The 25131-nt window shown below is 67.1% G+C and carries 20 protein-coding genes and 1 pseudogene; 12 read left to right on the top strand and 9 right to left on the bottom strand.

What is annotated here, in order from left to right; genetic code table 11:
- The first annotated feature begins 12 nt into the window (after positions 1 to 12).
- Positions 13 to 438 carry a hypothetical protein gene (locus tag OG225_RS08300; protein WP_405181138.1) on the top strand — a complete coding sequence of 142 codons (426 nt, stop codon included), beginning with the start codon at positions 13 to 15 and terminating at the stop codon, positions 436 to 438.
- An 8-nt stretch (positions 439 to 446) separates the two neighbouring features.
- Positions 447 to 788 (top strand): hypothetical protein, encoded by a 342-nt coding sequence (locus tag OG225_RS08295; protein ID WP_405181137.1) that lies wholly within the window; start codon positions 447 to 449, stop codon positions 786 to 788.
- On the opposite strand, the gene OG225_RS08290 is transcribed toward OG225_RS08295, so the two are convergent.
- Together OG225_RS08290 and OG225_RS08285 are read right to left on the bottom strand one after the other, a co-directional pair.
- Positions 772 to 1635, bottom strand: a complete 864-nt coding sequence (locus OG225_RS08290; protein ID WP_405181136.1) for an alpha/beta fold hydrolase — start codon at positions 1633 to 1635, stop codon at positions 772 to 774. The two genes, OG225_RS08295 and OG225_RS08290, sit on opposite strands and share 17 nt — an antisense overlap.
- Positions 1636 to 1771: 136 nt before the next feature.
- Complete coding sequence (locus OG225_RS08285) at positions 1772 to 2434, bottom strand: hypothetical protein (RefSeq protein WP_405181135.1); 663 nt, start codon at positions 2432 to 2434, stop codon at positions 1772 to 1774.
- Between the two features lie 524 nt (positions 2435 to 2958).
- Between OG225_RS08285 and OG225_RS08280 the strand changes: the two genes are divergently transcribed.
- From OG225_RS08280 to OG225_RS08260, 5 genes are all read left to right on the top strand, one after another.
- On the top strand, positions 2959 to 4053 hold the full coding sequence (locus tag OG225_RS08280; protein ID WP_405181134.1) for a TauD/TfdA family dioxygenase: 1095 nt from the start codon (positions 2959 to 2961) through the stop codon (positions 4051 to 4053).
- A gap of 42 nt (positions 4054 to 4095) precedes the next feature.
- Positions 4096 to 5253 (top strand): inosamine-phosphate amidinotransferase 1, encoded by a 1158-nt coding sequence (locus OG225_RS08275; RefSeq protein ID WP_405181133.1) that lies wholly within the window; start codon positions 4096 to 4098, stop codon positions 5251 to 5253.
- An 18-nt stretch (positions 5254 to 5271) separates the two neighbouring features.
- Complete coding sequence (locus tag OG225_RS08270; protein ID WP_405181132.1) at positions 5272 to 5964, top strand: class I SAM-dependent methyltransferase; 693 nt, start codon at positions 5272 to 5274, stop codon at positions 5962 to 5964.
- Between the two features lie 183 nt (positions 5965 to 6147).
- On the top strand, positions 6148 to 7209 hold the full coding sequence (locus OG225_RS08265) for a dihydrodipicolinate reductase (protein WP_405181131.1): 1062 nt from the start codon (positions 6148 to 6150) through the stop codon (positions 7207 to 7209).
- Positions 7210 to 7232: 23 nt separating this feature from the next.
- Positions 7233 to 8603: an ABC transporter substrate-binding protein gene (locus tag OG225_RS08260; RefSeq protein WP_405181130.1), complete on the top strand. Its 1371-nt coding sequence runs from the start codon at positions 7233 to 7235 to the stop codon at positions 8601 to 8603.
- Positions 8604 to 8609: 6 nt separating this feature from the next.
- Here OG225_RS08260 and OG225_RS08255 read toward each other — a convergent pair whose 3' ends face one another.
- The gene (locus OG225_RS08255) at positions 8610 to 9314 is read right to left on the bottom strand and encodes a TetR family transcriptional regulator (RefSeq protein WP_405181129.1); all 705 of its coding nucleotides are present in this window, start codon (positions 9312 to 9314) and stop codon (positions 8610 to 8612) included.
- A gap of 64 nt (positions 9315 to 9378) precedes the next feature.
- On the opposite strand from OG225_RS08255, the gene OG225_RS08250 reads away from it, so the two are divergent.
- The gene (locus OG225_RS08250) at positions 9379 to 10026 is read left to right on the top strand and encodes a hypothetical protein (RefSeq protein ID WP_405181128.1); all 648 of its coding nucleotides are present in this window, start codon (positions 9379 to 9381) and stop codon (positions 10024 to 10026) included.
- Positions 10027 to 10049: 23 nt separating this feature from the next.
- Here the strand turns inward: OG225_RS08250 and OG225_RS08245 are convergent, their stop codons facing one another.
- Together OG225_RS08245 and OG225_RS08240 are read right to left on the bottom strand one after the other, a co-directional pair.
- On the bottom strand, positions 10050 to 10757 hold the full coding sequence (locus tag OG225_RS08245) for an MspA family porin (protein WP_405181127.1): 708 nt from the start codon (positions 10755 to 10757) through the stop codon (positions 10050 to 10052).
- Between the two features lie 266 nt (positions 10758 to 11023).
- The gene (locus OG225_RS08240) at positions 11024 to 16489 is read right to left on the bottom strand and encodes a carboxyl transferase domain-containing protein (RefSeq protein WP_405181126.1); all 5466 of its coding nucleotides are present in this window, start codon (positions 16487 to 16489) and stop codon (positions 11024 to 11026) included.
- Positions 16490 to 17354: 865 nt separating this feature from the next.
- On the opposite strand from OG225_RS08240, the gene OG225_RS08235 reads away from it, so the two are divergent.
- On the top strand, positions 17355 to 17936 hold the full coding sequence (locus OG225_RS08235) for a transglycosylase SLT domain-containing protein (protein ID WP_405181125.1): 582 nt from the start codon (positions 17355 to 17357) through the stop codon (positions 17934 to 17936).
- A 61-nt stretch (positions 17937 to 17997) separates the two neighbouring features.
- On the opposite strand, the gene OG225_RS08230 is transcribed toward OG225_RS08235, so the two are convergent.
- A complete protein-coding gene (locus tag OG225_RS08230) occupies positions 17998 to 18441 on the bottom strand; it encodes a hypothetical protein (protein ID WP_405181124.1) in 444 nt (147 codons plus the stop codon).
- Between the two features lie 171 nt (positions 18442 to 18612).
- On the opposite strand from OG225_RS08230, the gene OG225_RS08225 reads away from it, so the two are divergent.
- Together OG225_RS08225 and OG225_RS08220 are read left to right on the top strand one after the other, a co-directional pair.
- Entirely contained in the window at positions 18613 to 19014 is a 402-nt protein-coding gene (locus OG225_RS08225; protein ID WP_405181123.1) for an SDR family NAD(P)-dependent oxidoreductase, read from the top strand.
- Between the two features lie 278 nt (positions 19015 to 19292).
- Entirely contained in the window at positions 19293 to 20630 is a 1338-nt protein-coding gene (locus tag OG225_RS08220; RefSeq protein WP_405181122.1) for an ABC transporter substrate-binding protein, read from the top strand.
- A 125-nt stretch (positions 20631 to 20755) separates the two neighbouring features.
- Here OG225_RS08220 and OG225_RS08215 read toward each other — a convergent pair whose 3' ends face one another.
- Positions 20756 to 21616, bottom strand: a complete 861-nt coding sequence (locus OG225_RS08215) for an oxygenase MpaB family protein (RefSeq protein WP_405181121.1) — start codon at positions 21614 to 21616, stop codon at positions 20756 to 20758.
- Between the two features lie 257 nt (positions 21617 to 21873).
- Between OG225_RS08215 and OG225_RS08210 the strand changes: the two genes are divergently transcribed.
- On the top strand, positions 21874 to 23457 hold the full coding sequence (locus OG225_RS08210) for an acyl-CoA synthetase (protein ID WP_405183218.1): 1584 nt from the start codon (positions 21874 to 21876) through the stop codon (positions 23455 to 23457).
- 12 nt (positions 23458 to 23469) lie between these two features.
- Here the strand turns inward: OG225_RS08210 and OG225_RS08205 are convergent.
- Both OG225_RS08205 and OG225_RS08200 read right to left on the bottom strand, forming a co-directional pair.
- A pseudogene (locus tag OG225_RS08205) lies at positions 23470 to 24657 on the bottom strand (amidohydrolase family protein).
- 172 nt (positions 24658 to 24829) lie between these two features.
- Positions 24830 to 25063 carry a hypothetical protein gene (locus OG225_RS08200; RefSeq protein ID WP_405181120.1) on the bottom strand — a complete coding sequence of 78 codons (234 nt, stop codon included), beginning with the start codon at positions 25061 to 25063 and terminating at the stop codon, positions 24830 to 24832.
- Between the last annotated feature and the right edge of the window lie 68 nt (positions 25064 to 25131).

The following is a 25131-nucleotide window of genomic DNA, read 5'->3' as shown; positions in this document are numbered from 1 at the left end:
TGCGTCCTGTACGTGCCGACCCTCGCCGAGATCGCCACGGACGCACCGAAAGAGGTGGTGACGCGCCTGCTGCGCGACGGCTACGACGTGGTGTCGGCGCTGCCGCCCGGTGCGGACCTGCTGGTCGCCGACCTCCGCGCGGCGGGCCGGGCCGGTGGCTCGACCTTCCACGCGACGGGCGGTTTCCAGACCGCCATCGCGACCCGGATCCTGCGCTCGCTGTCGGAGGTGACCACCGATATCCGCCGGATCGAACTCGAGGAGGAACTCGACCTCCCCGTCGCCGGGGTGTATCCGTGGAACGCCCTGGGCGACATCGGTATCGGCGGCACGGAGGTCGCGGCGAGGTCGGCCGTCGCGGCGGTCGCCGACTATTACGAAGCGGGGTTGCACGCGCTGGAGGACGCGGTCTTCGCGGGCGCGGGCGAACCGGGGTGAACCCGGCGGTGTCGGTCGAGGTGCGCGTCGACGACGCGGGCGCCGTCGAGAAGGTGATCGTCGACCGCGCTCTCGGCCCTCGAATCGGCTACCGCTCGATCTGGCGCGCGCGCACGACCGACGACCCGCCGCTACGCTATCGCCTGGTCACCAGCACCGACACCGCGAAGGGCGCGACGACGCTGCGCTTCGATGCCGGGGAGGGCGTCCATCCCGCCGAGCACCTGACCTGCGTCGGCCTGCTCGACGCGGTGCGCCCGATCCACGACAGCGGTCAGGGGATCGCGCACCGCGATCTGTCGATCACCTATCTGATGCCCGACGAGCGTCTGATCACCCGGCGGCGGTAGCGGTCACCGTTCGGTTCGGTGTGACGTCGAGGAAGGCCACCATCTCGGCCGCGGTCTCCGCCGGACGTTCGACATGCGGCAGGTGCCCGGTGTCGGGGAGGTCGACGCGACGCAGTCCCGGCACCATCGCGGTGACGATCTCGGCGATGAGGCGCAGATCCTCCACGTCGCGCTCGCCGGTGATCAGCAGCACCGGGATCCCCAGTTCGCCGAGACTTTCGACGTGGGGCCGGTCGGGCGGCGTCTCCCTGTCCGCGTCGAGCCACACCCGGCAGGTGTCGGCGGCGATGGCCGCCCACAACCGCGCGGCCAGTTCGGGATCGCGGCGGGCGGGTTCGAACAACGGGTGCTGGAACCAGAGTTTCCTGGCCGTGTCGAGGTCTCCGTCGACGGCGGTGCGCGTCAGTTCCCGCCAGCGTGCCCGCCACGACTCCGACCAGTCCCAGCCCGCCAGATTCGGGCTGATCAAGACCAGTCGGTCGACCCGATCCGGATGGGACAACGCGAAGTCGACGGCGATCCGGCCGCCCATCGAGACACCGGCCACGGACACCCGCTCGAGTTCCAGGCCGTCGAGTAGCGCCGCCAGATCGTCGGCGTGCCGGAACGTCTCGACGGTGTGATCCTCCGACTCGCCACAGCCGCGCAGGTCGTAGCGGACACAGCGGTGCCGCGCGGTGAGCGTCGTCCACAGGTCGTCCCAGGTCGAACGGTCGCCGCCCGCGCCGGGGACGAGGACCAGCGGGCTGCCCGCACCCGCCACCTCCGCCGACAACGCGACCCCCTCGGCCACGGTGATCCGGTGTGTCGCCTGTCCACCCTCACCTACGGAGCCGTCAACGCGCATGCGCCAACTATCCCCGAGTGGGCGAGCGCCTGGATAGGGCAACGACACGACACCCAAGAGAAGCGCCGCGTCGACCCGTGTGGCCGACGCTCGGCGCGGAATGCCCGCCGCCCAGGGCAAGCGGGCGGCGGGACGATCACACCGCGGGCTCGGGCGCAGCGGGCTCGGGCAGCGGCGCGACGGAACCCTCCACCGCGCCGACCACGGCGCCGACCGCCGCACCGACCGCGGCCGCGGGCACGGCGATCACGGCGTAGCCGATCGCCGCGCAGACGACCGGCATGACGACGAGTCCGGCGGGCAGGAAGGGGAAGCCGACGATGAGGCCGGTGGCGGCGCCGATCAGGGCGCTGGTCGCGGCGAGCGGGCTGGCGAGGGTGGATCCGACGGACGCGCCGATCACCGACGCGCCGATGACATCCTCGGCGATCCGGTCCGAGCGAGCGTGATCGACACCGGCCGAATCGAGCGCGTCCGACAGCGAGGATTCGACGCCCTCGGAACCGTCGTTGATCTGCTGCGCCTGTTCGGGGGTGATGAAATCGGGCCTGCCGACCTCGATATCACCGATACGGATGGTATTGACCGGGGCCTGCGGCGGCGCGGCGTTCTCGGGGGCGGGATCATCGATCGGCGTGGCCCGGACCGGTTCCGACGCCACGACCGACGGTTCGCCGTACGGCGTGGCGAATGCGGGAGCGGCGGCGACAGCGACGGCCACCGGCAACGCACCGGCCACCAGTAATACGGCGGTGCGGCGGGAGGGCCGACGATGCGAGACAGGCTTCGATATGACCATGAGATCTCTTTTCCGGGAGGCGGAAGGCTCTTCTTCTGATTCGGACCGGATGACCGGGCGGATTGAATCGCCGAGTAGGAAATCCGGTGACCCGCTATTCACCGTGGCTATTGCCTCGAATATCCGCGGAAACGCCACGACGCGCGTTCCCGGAATGGAATGCGAGGGTTCCGCCGCTTTTCGACCGAACGGTGCGCGACACCGGAAATCTGTCCCGTCCTGGGCGCGCAATGTCGCGATACGAACGTCCACCGACAGCGGATTCGGCAGACGCACCGGCTCCGGCAGCCCTCCCGCGATCGACCTCTCCGTGAATATCACTGGGCCGGTGAGCAATTCGATGGCTCCGCGACACACCAACCCAGCTTAGGACTGCCTTGCCTAACCAACCGGCGCTCGGTTATGGTCGACACCGTTCATGGTTGCGAGTCGGTCGGGCGCCCGTGTGCCCCATCGGGTTCCAGCGCAGCGTCGCGGAACCGTGCGAAGTCGACGGGTAGCGCACACGCAAAGGGGAAATCAGCATGCAGGTCGCCGCAGACAGCGGGTCACGTTCGCTCGAAACGCGCATGTTGAGCACGAATTCGCGGGCGTTCCTGCACCAACTGGGCACGACACTCGCCGCGGCGTACGGCAGCCTGTCCAATCCTCGCTGTCGGCAGGCGATCTCGGTGCTGGCCGACAGTATCGACGGCGAGTTGCGCGAGGTGATCGCTCCTCCGGCGACGGACGGCGGGGTCTGCCTGATCCGTGGAATCCTGATCGGCGAGCGTTCGATCGGCCGGACCCCGCCGATCTGGGCGGCGATCGACGACACGACGAGTCTGCCCGTCGACCTACAGATGTTGTTGCTGGCGTGCATGATCGGACGTCCGTTCGGGTGGCGCGGCCAACAGGAGGGACGTCTGGTCAACAATGTCATGCCCGCGCGCGGACACGAGAAGGTCCAGACCGGCGCGAGCAGTTCGATCCTGTTGAGCCCGCATACCGAGGATTCCTTCCACCCGCACCGGTCTCACGTCTTCCTGCTCGGCTGCGTCCGCAACAGGGACGCGGTCGCCACCACCGTCGCCTCGATCCGGGATGTGCGCCTGTCCGCGGCCGATCGCGAAATACTTTCGCGCCCTACCGTTCCGATCCTGCCCGACCTCACCTACGGGGATCCGGCGCGGTGGGGGGCGGCGGAGGCGGTGCCGACGCTGTGGGAACGCGCGGACGGGATATGCCTGCGCTACGACCCGGATTACACGCCGTTGCCCGGGGCCGACCCCGAATTCCGCGCCGCCTACCGGCGACTCGGCAGCGAACTCGAACGGGCCACCCGGCGCGTGGTGCTCGAACCCGGTGATGTCGCGATCATCGACAACGACGTGGTGGTGCACGGGCGGGTTCCGTTCACCGCGCGTTTCGACGGCACCGACCGCTGGCTCAAGAGAGTGAATATCGCGATACCCCGACGAGCGCGCCCCTTCGCGGAAGCGAACGAGAACGGTTACGGCCAGCAGGTCGACTATCTGACCCCGGAGCCGATTCCGGATCCGCGAGCGACGCCGCGCCACCGAGGCGAGGCCCCGGCGGGGATGCCGGAACGATACGGCGCGACCGCGTCGCGGCATTAACCTGATCGAATCCGGTCCATCGAAGCGACGAAAGAGATCGACGTGCGTCTGAACAGCTATGACGAGTGGTCCCCGCTACGCGAAGTAATCGTTGGCTCGGGATCGAACTACACCACACACGAACGCGAACTCACCTTCGACATGTTCCTGCACGAGAACATCTCGATCGACAACGATCTCGCTCGCAAACCCTGGCTCTATCCGCCGTTCTCGCCGCCCGAGGGCAGCGACGCACGGTCGAGAATCACCATCGCGCAGCGGCACGTCGACGAATTGAACGAGGATATCGACGGTCTCGTCCGAACACTGGAATCCCTGTCGATCACCGTTCGCCGTCCCTTGGATCTGGGGCCGAACGTTCCCGAGGTGGGAACTCCGGCCTGGTCGGCGGCGATGATTCCCGCGCTGAACGTGCGAGACAACGTGATCATCATGGGTGACGAGATCGTCGAGACGCCGCCGATGATGCGCTCGCGCTATTTCGAGAACCAATTGCTCAAACCGGTTCTCATGGACTATTTCCAGCAGGGCGCGCGCTGGTCGGTGATGCCGCGTCCGCTGATGACCGACGGATCGTTCGACTTCTCCTATGTCGAGGGTGGCGGCTCCTTCGACGGACCCCTCACGCCCAGCGCGCTTCCCGACGACTCGCCCTACCGCGTGGGTTTCGAGATGATGATGGACGCCGCCCAGATCCTGCGTTTCGGCAAGGACGTGCTGGTCAACGTCTCGACGCAGAATCACCAACTCGCCTACGAATGGCTGGATCGGCATCTCGGCGATCGATTCCGGTTGCACCGGATCTACCGATTGAGCGACGACCACATCGACAGCACGGTGCTGCCGCTGCGGCCCGGTCTGCTGCTGGCGCGCTCACCGGAGATCGTGGACCGCCTGCCCGCGGCACTCCAGAAATGGGACCGCGTCTACTACCCCGAGCCCACCGCCGACCAGTTCCCGCCCTACGACGACAACGACCTGGTGCTCACCAGCAAGTACATAGACATGAACGTGCTCTCGATCGACGCCGAGACCGTCCTGGTCAATTCCGCGCACACCGAACTCGTCGGACTCCTGGAATCGCGCGGCATGACGGTCGTTCCGGTCCAGCACCGCCATCGTCGCCTGTTCGGCGGCGGATTCCACTGCTTCACCGTCGACACCGTCCGCGACGGCGGACTCGAGGACTACCTGTCCTGATTGGGCGACAATGGTCCGATGAGCGCCGATACCGCGTACCACGGTGAGTTGGGCGAACAGTTCGCCGCCCTGGCCACCGACAACGTCCACAACGCCCACACGGATCGGCCCGCCATGTTGCGGCTCGCCGGTGACGTCACCGGAACGCAGGTCCTCGATATCGGCTGCGGCGCGGGCCATTACGGCACGGAACTGCTGAAACGTGGCGCGGCGCGGTTCACCGGGATCGACGGCAGCGAAACTCTGCTCGACGCGGCGCGACAGCGGCTCGGCGACGACGCGATCCTGCACCGTCACGATCTGGAGCAGCCGCTGACCTTCCTCGCGGATCACTCGTTCGATCTGGCCGTGATGGCGCTCGTCTATCACCACGTGGCCGCGCGCGCCCAGTTGCTCGCCGAGATCCGGCGGGTGCTGCGCCCCGGTGGGCGCCTGCTCGTCTCCACTACCCACCCCACCGGCGACTGGATTCATTTCGGCGGGTCATATTTCGCCGACGACCATGTCGAGCTGCCACTGGCGAACGGCGCTATCCGATTCCAGCGGATGACCTTGGAGACGTTCCTCGGCGAACTCCTGCGTGCCGGATTCACGCTGGAGGAACTGGCGGAGCCGCGCGCGACCGAGGAAGCGCGGCGGGTCGATCCGGAGCGATACGAGAAGACCCGGCATCGCCCGCACTTCCTGGCCGTCGCGCTCGGTCGCCCCTGACCGTCGCTGGGATCCGCGCTACGTGGACGCGCCTCCCACCGGAGACCCCGACACCATTTTTCTCCGATCGGGAAAAATATGGGCGAAAATGCTCCGCGGACCGGATCACGAGGTGTAAGCAGGAGCGGTGCGGGCAGCCGTCGCTCCGGCACACGCGTCGTGTTCAGCGAGGAAGAGGTAGTGATGTCATCGACCAAGTACCGGGTCGTCCAGTGGACGACGGGGAATGTGGGGACCAGCTCGGTGCGGGCGCTCGCCGCGAACCCCGCGATCGAGCTGGTGGGCTGTTTCGCCTGGTCGCCCGATAAGATCGGGCGCGATATCGGCGAGCTGGCGGGTGGGGAACCGCTCGGCGTGACGGCCACCGACGATATCGATGCCCTACTCGCGTCGAAACCGGATTGCGTGGTCTACAACCCCATGTGGTTCGACGTGGACCAAGCCGTTCGCATCCTGTCCTCGGGCGTGAACATGGTGACCACGGCGTCCTTCATCACCGGACACAACCTGGGTGAGGGTCGCGATCGGCTCGCGGAGGCGTGCGTGCGCGGCGGGTCGACACTCTTCGGCTCCGGCGTGAGTCCCGGCTTCGCCCAGCTGCTGGCCATCGTGGCGGCCAATGCCTGCGACCGGGTCGACAAAGTGGTCATCGCCGAATCGGCCGACACCACCTTCTACGATTCACCCGCCACCGAGCGGCCGGTGGGATTCGGCACCCCGATCGACGATCCCGATCTGCCGGGCATGGCCGCCGCGGGCACCGCCGTGTTCGCCGAAGCCGTTCGGCTGGTGGCGGATTCACTCGGCGTGGTCCTCGACGAGATCGTGTGCGAGGCCGAGTACGCGCAGACCACCGAGGATCTGGTCATGGCGTCGTGGACCATCGACAAGGGCTGCGTCGCCGGGGTGCACGCGAGCTGGCAGGGCCGCGTCGAGGGCCGGACCGTCGTCGACATCAATGTCCGCTGGCGTAAGGGCCAGACACTGGAACCGGACTGGAAACTCGACGGCGACGGCTGGAAGATCACCGTCGAGGGTCGCCCGACGGTGAACATGACCGTCGGATTCCTCCCGCCGCCCGATTTCCAAGCCGAGACGATCGCCGATTTCATGGTCCTGGGCCACATCATGACCGCCATGCCGCCCATCCACGCGATCCCCGCGGTCGTGACGGCCGCACCGGGGATCGTGACCTACAACGATCTGCCGCTCACACTGCCCCGCGCCATCACCTCCCCGGCATGAGGTATCAGCGGCGGGCGAAGCGGATGTCGCCGAATCGAGCGCTGATCGTCCTCGTCGCGGTCTCGACCCTGCTCCTCGCCGGATGCGCGGGACGGGGCGAGCAGAACGACGAAGGACCGTCGACCGCGACGGGCACCGGCGAATTCGGCGATCTCGGGACGGTGTGCGGTAGCGGCCAGCACACCAAGGCCTCCGCCCAGGGCGTCACGGCGGACATCATACAAATCGGTGTCTTCAGCGATCTCGGTTTCACCAAGAATCCCGAATTCATCGACGCCGCGAAGGTTTTCGCGGGGTGGTGCAACGATCACGGCGGGATCGGCGGGCGCACCGTCGAGCTCGCGATCCACGACACGAATCTCACCGAGGTCCGCCAGCGCATGATCGAAGCCTGCCGTGGCGATTTCGCCCTGGTCGGCGGCGGATCCGGACTCGACGCGCTCGGCGTGAAGGATCGACTGTCCTGCCTGCTTCCGAGTTTCCCCGCCCAGGTCGCCCAGGCACGCAGTGTCGGCGCCGATCTCGAGATCAGCGCCTCGCCCACCGCGCTCCCGCACCACGACAGCTACACCGGATTCCGGCGCTGGCTGGTCACGGAGGCGTACCCGGATTCCCTCGGCAAGGTCGGCTTCATCAGCGCTGATTCGCCGGTCTCGAAAGTGCTCGGAGAGAAGGGCAAGGAGAGTTTCCGTGCCCAGGGGGCCACGATCGTCTACGACGACCTGTACCCGATCGCCGGTGTGTCGAACTGGGCTCCGTTCGCACAGGGGATCAAGGAGAAAGGCGTGCGTGGGCTGATCTTCAACGGCGAACCACGTCAGCTGTCGAAACTCGAGGAAGCGCTCACGTCGATCGAATACCGGCTCGACTGGATCGACGCGACCAACAACAACTACTCCCCCGCGTTCCTGAAAGAGGCGAGTAATTCGATCGGTTTCCAGAACAATGTCGCCGACCTCGGCGGTGTCGTGCCCTTCGAGAAGGCCGACAGCGTGCCCGCGATGAAACAGGTCGAGAGCATGTTCGACAAGTACGCGCCCGGCACCGAGATCACCTTCCCGCAATTGCGGGCGATATCGGCCTGGCTGCTTTTCGCGAAATCCGCGGCGAGCTGCGGCGACGACCTCACGCGCCGGTGCGTCTACGACGCGGCTTCCTCGGAGAAGGCGTGGACGGCGGGCGGATTGCAGGCGCCGGTGAACCTGTCGAATCGCGACGCGCCCAGCGGCTGTTTCAATATCGAGCAGGCGACGGCCGACGGCTGGAAACCCGCCGATTTCCGGCCCGACACCGGTCTCTACCGCTGCGATGTCGCACCCTACGAATACCAGGGCGACTACGGTGCACCCATGACGCTGGCCGATGTCGGCAAATCCATGGCCGACCTCCGGTAGCGGAGATTACCCGGACGCCCGTTTGCGGATCAGCAGGCGATCGAGCCCGTCCAGGATGACGGTCATCTTGAAATCGAGTTGGTCGTCGTCGGCTTCCTGGTCGGCGATCACCTCCCGCAACACGGGCAGTTCGCGTTCGTCCACCGTCTCCAGCGCGCTGAGCACGCCGGGGACGTCGGGATGCACGCGGTGCTGTGCGAGCAGCACCGCGTTGAGCCCCGACGAGAAACTCGTCTCCGTGATCAGCGTGAGCGCGATACGCGCGTCGTGGATATCGAAACCGGCACCGACCAGCGCTTCGAGCACACGCTCGACCGGCGCGAGGGTGCCGAGCCCTCGTGCGCCGGACAGTCGGACCGAGGAGGCCAGGACGCCGACCTGGACGACCGCGTCACGCAGTGCCACCGCATACGAGCGCACGACCTCGCGCCACTCACGGTCCACCGGCAGGGCGACACGGGCGAGTTCGGTCTCGAAGATGTCGAGCGCCACCAGCTCGCGCAGGCCCTCACGGTCACCGACGTGATAGTTGAGTGCTTTGGGGTCGACGCCGAGTTCGTCCGCGACGGCCTGCATGGTCAGCGCCTCCGGCGCGACTTTCCTTGCCGCCGAGGCGATCCGCTCGAGACTGAGCTGCCGTGGCCGACCGCGCCGACGCGGCCCGGCGTCGCCGTCCGCGGCATCGGATACCCCGCGTGCTTCACCGCTCACCCGTCCACCCTATGACCAGACATGTTCCCGGCGCGCACCGGACCGACAGGGAGGACTGACAGGCATGCACAACCCAGCGGGCCCGCTGGATCCGGGAAAGGAAAGCGGCCTGCCGTACGCGGTGTTGCGATTGGGCGGGGTCATCTCCCCCGACGGGATGTCGAGTGCGGGCCGGACCCACCTGGTCCTGATCCGAGCGACACCGAGGGACAACCGGATTCACGCCGTCGACGCCCGTGATGTCGCCCTGGCCTTCGCCAACGCGGTGGACCGCGCGGACAGTATCGGTGGCAGGACTCTGCTCATCGCGGGCGACGAGTCCTGCCGCAAGCTACAGCGCGAACTCGAGGACGACATGACCCAGTCCATCGGACTCGGCCGCCTCGGTCCGTCGGTGAGTCTGCCCGGCGATCCCACCGACGATCGCGGATGGACGTTCACCGGCTGGTTCGACACCACCGAGTCCGAGGCACTGCTGGACTTCCAGCGGCACACCTGGTCCGAGGCCCGGGAGTGGATCGCCCACTCCCGGGGACGCTCCCGCACGCTGCTGCTGCGAACATTCGGCCCGCTCCTGCGGCCCGCCATCCGCCTGCTCATGGCCGTGCAGCGCCGCCGCGACGGACGCGGCGACTACGCCGACCCGTGGACCCTGCTCGAGAAGACCTACGGCCCGGACATTCTCGCGAACAAGGACTCCGAACGTCCTTGAAGCACGCCTCGGAACCCGAAGGATCAGAACCCGAAGGCGGCGCCGTACCCCGTCGTCTGGGCGGTGGCGTTCCTCGCGTCGGCGCGCACGGTGACGAACGGCATGGCCGAGGCCGGGGAAATGCACCCGTTCACGCTCAGCGGCGTATTGCCGTGGGCGAAGGTGTAGGGGAACTCGACTTCCGAGTCCAGTTCCGTCGCACCGATCACCGCCGCCGTGACGGTGCCCGGCGCCAGGTTCACCGCGAGTTCACCGGCGAGGCCCGTTTCCATCGCGATGGACGGTTGAATGGCGAAACTCACGCCCGCGCCGATCCCGACCGTCGGCGGCGCGTCGATCTCCAAACCGAGATCGACGCCGAAATCGACGCCGACCGAGGGGGCGATCCCGACGCCGACGGCCACACTCGGGGAGATACCGACAGAAATACCATTGGAGATGTCCACCGCGCAGCCGATCAGATATCCGGCGACGATCTCGCCGCCGCGCAGTGCGGCGCCGTCGATCACGACCGAGAAGTCCCCGGAAACCTTGACCGAGTGGACGAACGGGACATTCATCGCGATATCACCGGCGGGGACCACGGAATTCGAGTCCACCGCGGCGACGATATGCAGTCCGCCCGCGGCGACCTCCCCCGGTGCCGCACCCGCCGTGGCGCCGATGAGACCGGTGCAGGCGATGATCATGGTGCTGATGAGGACGAGAACATACGAAGGCTTGCGGTTCATCACGCTCCGGTCGAGTGATAGTCGAATGGGAACTTTTCACCAACGGATTCGCACGGCGATCGCCGCGAATTCCCCGCGATGTGTACGAATCCGAATAAGCAGCCGAACTGTTCGATCACGGTATTCGTACCGCACCGGCCATTGTCGATGTGACAGGCGCGCGGGACCGCCGACAACGACGAAAGGGCGGCCACCTCCGATTCGGCCGTGTCACAGACGAACACGAACCGAACCGATGGTGGCCGCCCTTGTCGACGGCTCGCCGATCAGCCTGCCAGGTGAGCCTCGATGGACTCGATGATGCGCGGACGCAGTTCGGCGGCGCGGATGACCGCGTCGACCGAACCCACCTCGACGGCGCGCTGGATATTGTGCACGCGGTCGAATTCGGCGGCGACCTCGCCGAGTTTCTCGGTACGCACCGACGACCGCAGTCCGTCGAGTTCGGCGGTGAGCGCCGCCCGGTCGGTGCCGGTGGCGTGCAACACGCCCGCTTCCAGGTCACGGACCCGAGGATCGGCGGCGGTGCGGGAGTCGACCTCGCCCGCGAACACCACCGCGGCGGCCGGCGCGCCGCCCAGGACCGAGGCGAACGAACCTTCCAGCGCGAGCACGGTCATGCTCGGGTTCAGCGCCTTCGAGAACACGACGAACGCGCCGCCGTGGTAGCGGGAGATCACGCAGAAAACGATCGGACCTCGGAAGTTCACGATCGCGCGGCCGATCTCGGCGCCGTATTCCAGCTGCAGTTTCCGCATCGACTCCGGGGAGCCGTCGAAGCCCGACAGGTTCGCCAGCACCACCAGCGGACGATTGTCGCTGGCCGCGTTGATGGCCCGCGCGGCCTTCTTCGACGACCGCGGGAACAAGGTGCCCGCCGTGTAGGTGTCGGGTCCGTCGGTGGACGGGAACCCGCGCCGCTGCACACCCTGGGATTCGATGCCGAGCAGGCAGACCGGAATACCGCCGAGGTGCGCGTCCTGCACCACCGCGGTCTCGGCGTCGGCCATGCCCGCCCACCGTTCCAGCACCGGATGGTCCTGGTCGGCGACGGCGCGCATGACGGTCCGGATGTCGAAGGGCTTCTTACGATCCGGATTCGAGGCCGCCGAGAAGATCTGGCCGACGGTCGTGAAATCACTGCCCTCGATGACGTGCGGGAAGTCGCGGACGTCACGGTCGATCGGATCGTCGGTGCGCGCGCGCCGCGGCGCCTGCTCACCGGGAGCGATGTAGGTGTGGTCGTAGTGCGACATCAGGACTTCGCGCGCGCCGTTCAGATCCGGCGCCCAGTACTGCGCCTGACCGTTCGGGCCCATCACCCGGTCGTAACCGCCGATGCCGAAGTTGTCCTCGGCCGACACGCCACCGGAGAAGTCCAGCGCGTGCTTGCCGGTGAGCACCATCGCGGAATCCGGCGTCATCACCAGGATTCCCTTGGTGTGCATGAGCATCGTCGCCTCGGCGTTCCAGTACGGCTGGGCGCCGACGTTGATGCCGGTGACGACGATATTGATCTCGTTGCCGTCCTGGGTGAATTCGACGATCCGCTTGAGCGCTGCCGCCACCCAGTCCATGTTCTCGGTACCCGACTCCATCGAGATCCTGGCGCCCGAGGACAGCGCGTACCACTCCAGCGGCAGCCGCAGCCGATCGGCGAGATCGAGCGCGCCGATGATGCGACGGCATTCCGGTTCCGACAGCGCGCCGAGGGATTTCGTCGGATCGCCGAGCAGCACGACGCGCTTGACACCGTCGGGATGGCGCTCGGTCGGCGTGCTGACCACACCGGCGACGATCGCCGCCTTGTTCTGGCCCTTGGGCCGATCGACCGGCACCAGAGCGTGGTCGGCGTCCAGATCGTATTCGGCGAAATCACCGAGCAGACCGGTCAATTCGTACGGGTAGACGGTGTTGCGGCTGCTGGCCCGCAGCACCTTCTGGCGGTAGGCGTCGATCGGCTCGACCGGCTCGTCGGACGGCTCGCCGACGAGCACCCGGGTGTTGCCGGTGGCGTCGAAGGAGACCAGGATCTCGACTTTGGTCAGTTCACCGGTCCTGCGGTCGACCTGGCGCGCGATGAGCAGGATCTCCTCGAGCCCCGCGCCCGCCGTCGTCGGCCGCACGTGTCCGGCGACGGTCTCCAGCTCGGCGGGGGTGACGTCGATCGGCGGCCAGATGTACATCACGATGCGGTTGGTGTTGAACCGCTTGTTCGACGGCCGCCGCGACTGCGCGCGGCGGATCGAGTCGAGGCAGGTGGCGATGGTGGCCTCGGCCGTCGGCAGGGCGAGCAGCCTGCCGTCGTGCTCGCGCAACGCGGCCAGGTCGCGCACCTGCGCGAACGCGATCAGGCGGTCGTCGGAAGGGTTCTCCTTCGCGACGGCGCGGAACAGGTAGATCTCGTCGTCGTCGGAGGACGGCAGACGGGTCAGGTCGAATTTGCGCAGGCGCTCCATCTGCATGCGCTGGGCGATGTAGGGGTGCAGGCCGCGGATCAACCGCTCCTCGACCATGCCCGTGCTCGACCGGCGGAAGGTGAAGTGGTGGTGCATGACCGCGCCGCCGCTGCCCGCGACGGTCGCGGTGATCCGGTGTACCTGGGCGGGCAGCAGGTGCGCGCTGAAGACCTCGTGCAGTGCCGCCGCCATGGCGTCGAAATCGTCGGGCTGGCGCTCCCAGCCGAGGTAGATATCGGCGTCGACGACCCCGGCGCTGCCCGCGACCTCGATGAGTCCGCGTACGGCCGTGTCGAGTTCGTCGAAGCTCACCGCGGTCGAGACGAGGCTGAGTCCGTCGCGCTCGGCGATCACGAACGCGCAGCCGCCGACCTCGCGGGTGCGCACATCGCGCAGACCCTTGTTGCCGTAGTACCGGCGGGTCAGTACCTCGAGCATGACGCTGTTGTCGAGGTTGCCGCGCACCAGACGCTGCCCGAGCAGGCGGACCAGCGGCTCGGTGCTGCTCACCATCTCCGCGACGCGCTCGGCGCGATCGGGCGAAGTGGGCTCGGCGTCCAAGTGGCGCAGATGGTTACGGACGTTGGTGTACACGCGGGCACGGTTGCGCCGCAGCAGCGGCTGGCCGAACCAGGCGTAGACCACGCCGCGCGCGAGATCGGCGATCGCGGGGAAACGCACCTGCGTCGCGGCAACCAGCCGCTCCAGCCCCAGACCGACCGGCTCGCGCAGCGCCCGGTCCGGCACCGGCTCGGTCAGCCATTCGCGCAGCAGTGTCGTGATGACCGTGACGGTCGCCGACGGGCGCTGCTGGGCCAGGAAGATGCGGAAGACCGCGGCTTCGAGTTCGGGGGTGCGTTCCAGATCGGTGACGCCGTAGTGGCCGAGCGCCTTGGCGAGTTTGGCCTGGAACGAGGCGGGCACACCGGCCCGTTCGACGTCGAGGCTCTGCAGATACGTGTGGAAGTACTCGCGGGAGCTGTGGACGTGGCTGTTGCCGCCGTCCTCGCCGGAGGTCCTGTTGTGGCTCAGGTCGGCGAGGTCGGTGAACACCTCGACGAGTTCCAGTTCCCCGCCCAGCGGCCTGCGGTTGTCCGCGATGGCCTCCTTGCGGACGACGAGGTAGTCGCCGAGTACCCGGCTGTCGTCGTGCGGGTCGACGTCGAAACCGAGCAGCAGGCTGCGCAGGTCTTCCTGACCGCGCACGGTGGTCTCGTGCGGGCGGACCCGTGCCGACCCGGCGGGCAGGTCGAGTTCGACGGATCCGGACGCCGCCACGTCCTCGGCCTCGGCGTCGTCGACGAGCGGTTCCAGCCGCATCAACGGCGCACCGGTCTCCACCTGACTGCCGACCGAGACCACGCATTCCTTGAGCCGCGCCTTGAACGGCGCGCGCAGCACCGTCTCCATCTTCATGCTCTCGAGCACGAGAATCGGTGCGCCCGCCTCGACCTCGGCGCCGACCGCGAGCGGCGTGGCGACGACGAGCGCGGGTGCGGGCGAGCGGACGACGCCGCCCTCGTCACGGCTGACGCGATGCGCGACACCGTCGACGTCGACCAGATGGATCGGCCCGTGCGTGCCGGTGATCAGGCGGTATCGGGTGCCGTTGACCACGATCTGGCCGGTGTGCCGGTCGAAACGCTCGAGATCGACGTCGGCGGTGTGGACCTCGCCGCCCGCCTCGATGCCGATCCGGAAGCGGTGCGCGCCGATCCGGGCGACCCGCACGCGGTAACCCGCGCCGCGCAGTTTGAGATCGAGCGGACGGCCGCTCTCGTGCTGCACCTGCGGACGGCCGCCGGAGGCGGTGGAGAGCAGCCGGTGCCGCTCGGCCCGTTCCTCTTCCTCGTAGGCGTCGATGGCGGCGGCCGCCAGCGCGATGGCGGAATGCTGGTGCGAGACCAACCGTCCCTCGCCGCGCACCCGGTCGATCCAGCCGGTGTCGGCGCTGGCGTCGATCACCTCGGGCTGGTTCAGCAGGTCGAGGACGAAACTCTTGTTGGTCGCGCCGCCCTCGATGACCACCCGGGTCTGCGCCACGGCCCGGCGCAACCTGCCCAGCGCCTCGTCGCGGTCGCGGCCGTAGGCGATGATCTTGGCGATCATGGAGTCGAAGTCGGCGGGAATGACATCGCCCTCGCTGACACCGGTGTCGACGCGGATGCCCGGCCCGGCGGGCAGATCCAGGCGGACGATGCGGCCGGGGGCGGGCGCGAAATCGCGATCCGGATCCTCGGCGTTGAGCCTGGCCTCGATAGCGTGGCCGCGTTCGGCGGGCGGCTCGCCCTCGAGCCTGCCGCCGGAGGCCACCGTCAGCTGGGCGCGCACGAGATCGAAGCCGGTGGTGTACTCGGTGATCGGGTGCTCGACCTGGAGGCGGGTGTTGACCTCGAGGAAGGCGAACAGCTCGTCGCCGGGGTGGTAGAGGAATTCGACGGTCGCGGCGCCGCAGTAATCGACCGCGATCGCCAGCCGCTCGGCCGAGGCCTTGAGGTCGGCCACCTGGTCTGCGCGCAGCACGGGCGAGGCCGACTCCTCGATGACTTTCTGGTTGCGCCGCTGCACCGAGCAGTCGCGCACGCCCAGCGCCCACGCGGTGCCCTGACCGTCGGCGATCACCTGGACCTCGACGTGCCTGGCGCCGGTGACCAGCCTCTCCAGGAACACCACGCCGCTGCCGAAGGCGCGCGCGGCTTCCTGCCGGGTGCGCTCGTAGGCGTCGACGAGTTCGTCCGCGTTGGTGATGACCCGGATGCCGCGGCCACCGCCGCCCGCGGTCGCCTTCAGCATCAGCGGATAGCCGACCTGCGCCGCGGCCGCCAGCGCGTCCTCGACGGTCTCGACCGCGCCGCGACTCCACGGCGCGACGGGCACGCCGACCTCCTCGGCGATCAGCTTCGCGCCGATCTTGTCGCCGAGTTTGCGCATGGCCTCCGGGCTCGGGCCGACGAAGGTGACCCCGATCTGCTCGCACAGTTCCGCGAACGCCGGATCCTCGGCCACGAAACCCCAGCCGACCCACGCCGCGTCGGCGCCGGTCTCGAGCAAGGCGGTCTTCAGCGCTTTCAGGTCCAGGTACGGACGCGCGGCGGCCGGACCGATGTCGTAGGCGATATCGGCTTCACGCACGAATGTCGCGTTGCGGTCGACATCGGTATGAAGAGCGACGGTTTCGATCGGTCGCCCGGTCTCCGAGGCCAGATCCCGGACGGCGTGGATGAGCCGCATGGCGGCTTCTCCTCGATTGACGATGGCGATGCGGCTGAACACTCGCCGCTCCTTCCTCCACAGTAGGCCCGGTCGACAGGCGCGGGGGGTTTCATTTTCTCAGTTCCGCGTAGTCTGCACCTTTATTCGTCATCTGCCCACAGCGTTCGACTGTTACTCGCCCGTATCCCCGGATAAGGGGGCGAACGGCCCGTCAACGGCGTGTTGCCGGTCGGCGACTCCGCCCGCGCCCCTCTCCCGGCGCGGTCGCCTTCGACCTCCCCGGATGCCCGCCCTCCGGTCGACACCGACCGCGACGGCCCGGCACGCGACGGCGACCGCCGCTCGACTCGAACCGGTATCGCGCGTTCGGCAGTCACCGGACGAATTCTCTCGACGCCCGGTTACCGGAATGCGATCCGAAGATCACGGTTCGACTTCTATTTCTGTGGTGTCGGTCACAGAAGGTTTATCGGCAAACTCCCAGCATACGCGCCGATTCATGGGACATGACCTGGGCTTTCCAAGATCGCTAATCCTTTCTGTTCATCTTTCATTCATCTCACATTAATCTATTGTGATCAAGCTGAGATCCGGTCGAGCACAACCCGAACTTCGGTTGGACCGATAAGTAAATCCACACATATTCGAAAACGACCGCACGGCAGATGCGTTTCGCACAGCGCGGTCATCGGAGAATCCGGCGGCACGAGCCGTGATCGCATTCTCCCCCGCGACGGCGGACCTCTCGGCACCGACCGGGCACCTCCCCCGCGTCGCGCGCAGGCCGCCTGCTTCACAACAAAATCCGAAAACAGCATATGCACCACCGATTCGGACGGGACATATCGACGAGTTCCGTCGCGTATCAGCACTGCCCGAACCCGGCTCGAACACCTTCGGACACGATCAAGGAACCGATTCGCACATGCCTGATTCCCGCTTTCCCGCTTTCCGTCTCCCGTCGCTGCGTAGCGGCGTCGCCGTCGCCGTGGCCGCCGCAGGCGTCATCGCCCTCGGCAGCTCCGCCGTGACCGCTCAGGCCGACGACAGCGTTGCGGCGGGTGTCACCCCGGTCGCCGCGACCCCGATCGACTTCCCGATCCCCGGCCTTCCCGAACTGCCGGGCCTGCCATCGCTCCCCGCGCTACCCGGGCTGCCGTTCCTCGCGCCGCCCGCCCCGATCTACCCGGACAACCTCGACGGCTGGATCCACCACGCGCTCGACATCATGGCCGTGCGCGGCATCCCCGGCAGCTACGACGGCATCCACCGCAACGTGATGCGCGAATCCGGCGGCAACCCCCAGGCCATCAACCTCTGGGATTCCAACGCCGCCGCGGGCATCCCGTCCAAGGGCCTGCTCCAGGTGATCGACCCGACGTTCGAGGCCTACCACGTCGAGGGCACCCCCTTCGACATCTGGGACCCGGTCGCCAACATCACCGCGGCCTGCAACTACGCCGCGCACCGCTACGGTTCGATGGACAACGTCAACGGCGCCTACTGATCCGTACCGACACACGTGCCTCCCCACCGTCAGGCGGGGAGGCACTGTCGTATCCGGGGACTCAGCCCAGGGTCGGCACGATGGTGGCGGTGATGGCGTGGATCGTCCCGTCGGGAATGACGAACGTCTCGGTGATCTCCACCGTCAGCAGCCGGACACCCCCGACGCCGGAATCGAGCAGATATCGGGTGGTGACCACATCACCGGCCTCGTCCATGGTGAGATCCCGAATCCCCTGGATCACCCGGTACTGCACGCCGTGATTGAGGTCGTTCGCGAGTTGCGGCCCGGAGTATCCGGTCTGCAAACCCGCTTCGACCCGTGTCGCGTCGGGCGCGAAGGGCACCGCGCTCGCGTCATGTGAGACGAGGGCATAGATGTAGGCCCTGGCGACGGCCGCTCGCGACGTATCCGTCGAATGCGGTGCGGCCGAGGCCATTCCGGAACCCAGAGCGGCCGCGGCGAGCACCGCGCCCGTCAGAACCGACACACGTTTCATTCCCATCCGCCGATCGTGACCCACATACCGCGGCCGCGCAACAGAATCGGCGCGCGGATTCTCCACATCGGCGAGCACCCTGCTATACGCTCGTACAGCCAGCATCGCCCGGCGCGGCCGACGAACTCGTGAGCGCGGCCGTGGCGGCGACGTGGCCGACTCGATGAGGAGCTCAGCATGGGAGAACTCGACGACCGCGTAGCGGTGATCACCGGCGGCGCGCGGGGGCAGGGTCGCGCGCACGCGATCGCCCTGGCGAACGCGGGCGCGGACATCGTCGTATGCGATATCGACGAGGAGATCGCGACCGTGCCGTATCCGCTCGGCACCGGGGACGATCTCGCCGCGACCGTCGAATCGGTCGAGAAGGCAGGCCGTCGGTGCGTCGCGATCAAGGCCGATGTTCGCAGCCGCGATCAGATGAACGCGGTCGCCGAGCGGGCGATCGACGAGTTCGGTCGCATCGACATCCTGGTCGCCAATGCCGGAATCGACAGCTCATGCCGAAGAAGGACAATCCCACGAGAGCCGACATCATGGCGATGGTGGCCTCCGGTCCGCCCAATTCCGACTGGATAGACCCCGCCGAGATCGCCGAAGTGGCATTGCTGCCGGCCTCCGAGCGTGGACGCCACTTCAACGGCGAGGCGGTGACGATCTCCTCGGGCAGGAGCGCGGGCACCACCTGAACCAACCCTTCCGAGGACCGGAGTCGGTTCGGGTAGACATCAGCGGACACTATTTTCCCCAGTGGGGGAATTTGTTCGAAAACGCTCCGATCACGGGGGCGCGGGGTGTAGCAAGTGCAGTGTGAGCAACGGGCTGCGCGGATGAATCGAAGACTTCTCGTGCTTGTGGTGTCGGCACTGTTGGTCGCAGGCTGTGGCACGACGAACACCGGACTCGCGGAAGACGATTCGCCGATATCGACACTGTCGAGCGAATTCGGTTACCTCGGCCCGGTGTGCCGGGACGGAAAACCGACGCGCGCCTCTACCCGGGGAGTCACCGCCGACACCATCCGCGTCGGCGTGTTCACCGACTTCGGATTCACCAAGAATCCCGAGTTCATCGACGCGGCAATGGCATTCGCGTCCTGGTGCAATGCCCGCGGCGGCATAGAGGGCCGCAGGATCGAGGTCGCGGTCCGCGACACCAACCTCACCGAAGTCCGACAGCGCATGCTCCAATCCTGCGACGAGGATTTCGCCATCGTCGGCGGCGGGGCCGGACTGGACGCGCTCGGGGTGCGGGAACGACTGAACTGCCTGCTTCCGAGTTTCCCCGCCCAGGTGGTCCAACCACGCAGCGTGGGAGCCGATCTGGAGTTCAGCGCCTCACCCACCGCGCTCCCGCGCCACGATATCTACACCGGCTTCCGGCACTGGCTGGTCAAGGAGGCCTATCCCGAATCGATCGGAAAGATCGGTTTCGTCACCGCCGACTCCCCGGTGTCGAAGGTGCTGGCCGACAAGGGCAGGGAGAGTTTCCAGGCGCTCGGGGCGACGATCGTCTACGACGACCCGCACCCCATCGTCGGCATGACGAATTGGATGCCGATCGCCCAGACGATCAAGGACAGGGGTGTGCGCGGCCTGGTCTTCAACGGCGAACCCAGCCAACTCGCGAAACTCGAGCAGGCGCTCACCACGCTCGGCCACCGACCCGACTGGATCGACGCGACCAACAACAACTACTCCCCCACATTTCTCAAGGACGCGGGCGCGTCCATCGGTTTCCAGAACAATGTCGCGGATCTCGGCGGTGTCGTGCCGTTCGAGAAGGCCGAGACCGTCACCGCGACCCACCAGGTCAAGGCCATTTTCGATGAGTACGCGCCCAACACCAGAATGAGTTTCCCGCAGCTGCGCGCGATCTCGGCGTGGCTGCTGTTCGCGATGTCGGCGGCCGAATGCGGTGACAACCTCACCCGCCGATGCGTGTACGACGCGGCGTCCTCGGAGACGTCATGGACGGCGGGCGGCCTCCAGGGCCGGATAGATCTGTCCAATCCCCTCGTGCCGAAGAGTTGTTTCAACGTCGAACAGGCGACGACCGAGGGGTGGCGGCCCGCCGATTTCACACCCGACACCGGCCTTTTCCGGTGCAACACACCGCTGTACAAGTTCCGGACCGACTACGGCTCACCCATGACCCTGGCCGATGTCGGCAAGACATTGAGCGATGTCGAATAGCGACGTTGGAAGTTAGCCGACATTCTTTCGGAGACCGAATTCCACCGCTGTTCACACCAAGCGATGTCGAATAGCGACGTTGGAAGTTAGCCGACATTCTTTCGGAGACCGAATTCCACCGCTGTTCACACCAGCGGTTTGCCCAGCGCCCTGCGGCGGCGCATATCGTGCAGGTAGGTCTCGAACGGATACAGCCGAACCCGCTCGGGGAGCACGCGCAGGACCACCCCGATCGCCCGCATGATCAGTTCGAAGATCCGCTGTCTGCGAGGGCCCCACGACAGGCCGAGCAGATCGCGGAACTGTTGCGGGAGAAAGCCCGTCGTGAAGAATCGGTTGACCCGCCGCAGCGCCAGACGTTCGCGGCGCGTGTACGGCGCCAGATCGACGACCTGGTCGAGCAGGTAGCTCCGCACCTCGTCGTCGACGCAGATCTCCGCCAATCGCACGTCCCAGTATTCGGCGAAGGCCGCGCGATCGGAGGGCCACATCTCCGGACGCATCTGCAACGTGGTGCCGAACCGACGGGATTCGCGATCGAGCTCGTCGGCGAAGTCGTCGTCCAGGCGTCCGCACAGGTAGGTCAGCGAATCGAGAGCGCCCCGATAGATACACGCCGCGACCCACAATTGCAGTCGCGGATCGAAGGCGTTGTATTCGACCGGACTGTCCGGCCCCGAACGCACGTGCCGGTGCGAGGTGTCGGCGGCCGCGCGGTACGCCGCGCGGTCCTCGTCGTCGCCCAGGATCGCCACGGCGAGGTAGGTCAGCGTGGTGCGCCCGCGTTTGCGGGGATGGAGGCTGTACCGACCGCTGTCGACGGTGCTTTCCACCACGCCGCGCCCGACCGGGGCCGTGCTCAACTGCATGATCACGTTCGCGCCGCCGCCGAGCAGCGCGGCGGGGCCCGCGAGATACCGCCTCCGCGGCGCGAGCGATGCGTCCGAGCCGTCCGGGGCCGGAGTGGTTCGGGTCGATCGCGTCATCGCACACTCCGACGATTGATGAGATAAATTCTCTATCATCCTTTCACCGCCGACGGCCCGAGGCAAGCACCTCCCCGCAATAAGTAAATAGCAATTCTTTCCTACGCTAAGCTCTCGGGCAGTCGGACCCCGGCGTACTCCGGGCCGCCGATCGACCACGGAGGTGTTGTGTGAAGGCGGAACTTCGGTCCCCACGAACGGCGCTGCGACCGGTCACCGACGCGGTGTCGGCGGTCGGAGTCCTGAGCAGACGCGGGATGTTCGACTGGCGTCATCCCGGCGAGATGATCAGGACGATGCGCGATTCCGCCGTCTACGGGCCTTTCGTCACGGTGCTCGCCCATTCGACGCGCCTGGATCCCGCCGCCGAGGCGATCGTGGACGAACGCGGGCCGCTCACCTTCGGCGAGCTCGACCGGCAGTCCAACGCGCTCGCCCGCGGTCTCGCCGCCACCGGGATCGGTCGGGGAACGGTGATCGCGGCGCTGTGCCGTGACCATCGGGGCATGGTGCTCACCCTGCTCGCCGCGGGCAAACTCGGCGCGCGAGTGCTGCTGATGAACACCGGATTCGCCGGACCGCAACTCGCCGCCGTCGCCGAACGCGAGAAGGTCGGCGCGATCATGCACGACAGCGAGTTCACCGCACTGCTCGGCGCGATCGGGACCGAGACACCGCGTGTACTCACCTGGGTCGACGGCGACGTCCCGGAGGGAGCGGCGGTCATCGACGCGCTGATCGCGGCGAATTCGACCGACCCGCTGCCCGCCCCGGCGCAGCCCGGCGGCCTCGTCATCCTCACCAGCGGGACCACGGGCACCCCGAAAGGGGCTCCACGGGACAAGGTTTCGCCGCTGCAATCGGCACAATTCCTCGATCGCGTGCCGCTTCCACGCGGCGGCACCCTGGTGATGGCCGCACCGATCTTCCACGGCACCGGTCTGTCGCAGCTCACCCTCGGCTGGGCGCTCGGCAACAGGATCGTGTTCGAGCAACGCGGATTCGACCCGGTCCGGACACTGGCCGATGTGGCCGAACACCGCGCGGAGACCCTCGTGGTGGTCCCGACCATGCTGCAACGGATCATCGACCTCGGACCCGAGGTACTGGCGAAATACGACACCTCGTCGCTGCGGGTGATCTTCGCCGCCGGATCATCGATCTCGCCGGACCTGAGCCGCCGCACGGCCGAGACGTTCGGCGAAGTGCTCTACAACCTCTACGCCTCGACCGAAGTGGCCGTCGCCGCCGTCGCGACGCCCGAGGATATGCGGCTGGCACCGGGAACGGTCGGCCGTCCGTCGGTCGGCTGCCGCGTCGCGATCTACGACGAACAGCGCGACAGGATCACGACACCCGGTGTCGTCGGCACGATCTTCGTCTCCAGCGGACTCAGCTTCGCCGGTTATACCGACGGCAGGCACAAGGAATCCGTCGACGGATTGCTCTCCAGCGGTGACGTCGGCCATTTCGACGCCGAGGGAAGGCTTTTCATCGACGGTCGCGACGACGACATGATCGTGTCCGGCGGCGAGAACGTGTACCCGCTCGAAGTGGAGAATCTGCTCGTCGCCCGACCCGACGTGCTCGAGGCGGCCGTCGTCGGCGTCGACGATCGCGATTTCGGGAAACGATTGCGCGCCTTCGTCGTACTCGCCGACGGCGCCGAGGGCGACCCGAGTGAGATCAGGGATCACGTCAAGGCGAACCTCGCCCGGCACAAGGTTCCCCGCGATGTGATCTTCCTCGACGAACTGCCGCGTAACGCGACCGGCAAACTGCTGCGCCGCGCTCTCCGGGACTTCGACGCCGAGGACGCGAGCGCGACGCGGCCCGAATAGGCCCGTGGCGGTTCAGGCGGCGTGGATGGGACTCCCGCTCTCGAGCGCGGCGGGATCGGGGTTGGCGATGGGCAACCCCAGGAAACGGCGCGCGTTGTCGCCCATGAAATCGTAGGTACGCCGAACGTCCATCCCCTCGGCGTATTTCCAGAACCCCTTCGGCTCGGCCAGTCCTTCCGGATGCGGGAAATCCGACCCGAACAGGACCTTGTCCCAGCCGACGGTATCGACGACGTCGGCCACGCAACCCTCCCAGAACGGGCTCACCCAGATATTGCGGCGGAACACCTCGTGGGGATGCTCCGGGAAGTTCCGCGGCATCTTCTTGTACAGATCCGCGAAATCGTGGAACAGCGGATAGATCCAACCGCTGCCGTTCTCGATGCTGGCGATCCGCAGGTTCGGGAAGCGGGTCAACGTGCCGTGGCAGATCAGGCTGGTGATCATGTCGGCGATCTCGCGATGCCCGAGCGCCATCCAGCGGAACGGGCTCTGCGCCATGAAATTCGCCGTATGCGACGGCTCCCACTTGGCGATGTAATCATCGAGCGGCGGATAGCTGGCGTGCAGCACGATCGGCAGACCGGCGGATTCGACATCACGCCAGAACGGATCGAATTCCGGCAGCGCCGGTGAACGCCACCCGTGCAACCCGTTGACCGGACCCGGCTTGATCAGGGCGGCCTTCGCGCCGCGGTCGGGGATGTAGGCCAGTTCGCGCTGGGCGGCGTCGACCTCGGACAGGTTGATGATCGGCGTCGAGAAGACCCGATCTTCGTAGTTCTAGGACCAGTGCTCGACCATCCACTGGTTCAGCGCGTGGATGATCGCCAGGGTCAACTGCGGGTCGTCGGCGGCCGAATGCTCGACCAGACTCGCCAGGGTCGGGTAGTTGAGCGCCTCGACCACCCCTTGACGATCCAGTTCGGCGACCCGGTCCGCCGGGTTCCGGGTCGAGGGCGGCGCCTCGATCGCCGGTCCCTGCATCTCCCGCAGCGTCAGCCCCTCGGTATTGAGCCCCGCGAAGAACTTCTCGTGCGCGCCCGGGGCCGCGACACGTTCGAAGGTCGGATTCGGGATGAAACCGGTGACCTTGTTGTTGATCACGATCCGGGTCTGGCGACCGATCTGCGCGAACTGCACCGCACGCGAATACTCCTCGGGCAGAAACCTCGTCAACGCCTCCGGCGTCTCGTACATGTGCTGATCAGCGTCGAAGATCGGCGCATCCCGGAAAGGTTCCTCGGCTCGACTCACGATCGCGCTCCTCGGTAGAGGGGATCGCCATGGTCGTTGCCGCTCGCGCGCGTGCGCCGACGCGGACATCCATCCGACGCCCGATCGGTGACAGTCAGGGCCGCATCGGTCGGTTCTAGTGCTTCTTCGCCTTGTTCGGCTTCTTCTTGACCTTCGGCTTGTCGTGGTCGGGCTCCCACTCGTAGCCCGCCTGGTTCTGTTCGCAGTGATAGTTCTCGACGAGGACGTCGCCGCGGTCGAGTTCGCACCAGCGTTCGGACTTGCTACAGGAAGACAGGCCGAGTGTCGCGGACAGCGCGACCCCGAGCACGATCGCGGTGGCGTGGATTCGGGTACGACGGATCGTCATCGAGGCTGCTCCTTCAGGTCTGCTGCCGAATCGGTATACACGGCGGTATCCCGGCGCATGAACAGCAT

This window comes from Nocardia sp. NBC_01377 (assembly GCF_045040005.1).
In the GTDB taxonomy this organism is placed as follows: domain Bacteria; phylum Actinomycetota; class Actinomycetes; order Mycobacteriales; family Mycobacteriaceae; genus Nocardia; species Nocardia noduli.
The sequence above is the reverse complement of the archived record's forward strand: the minus strand, read 5'-3'. Positions and strand labels throughout refer to the sequence as shown.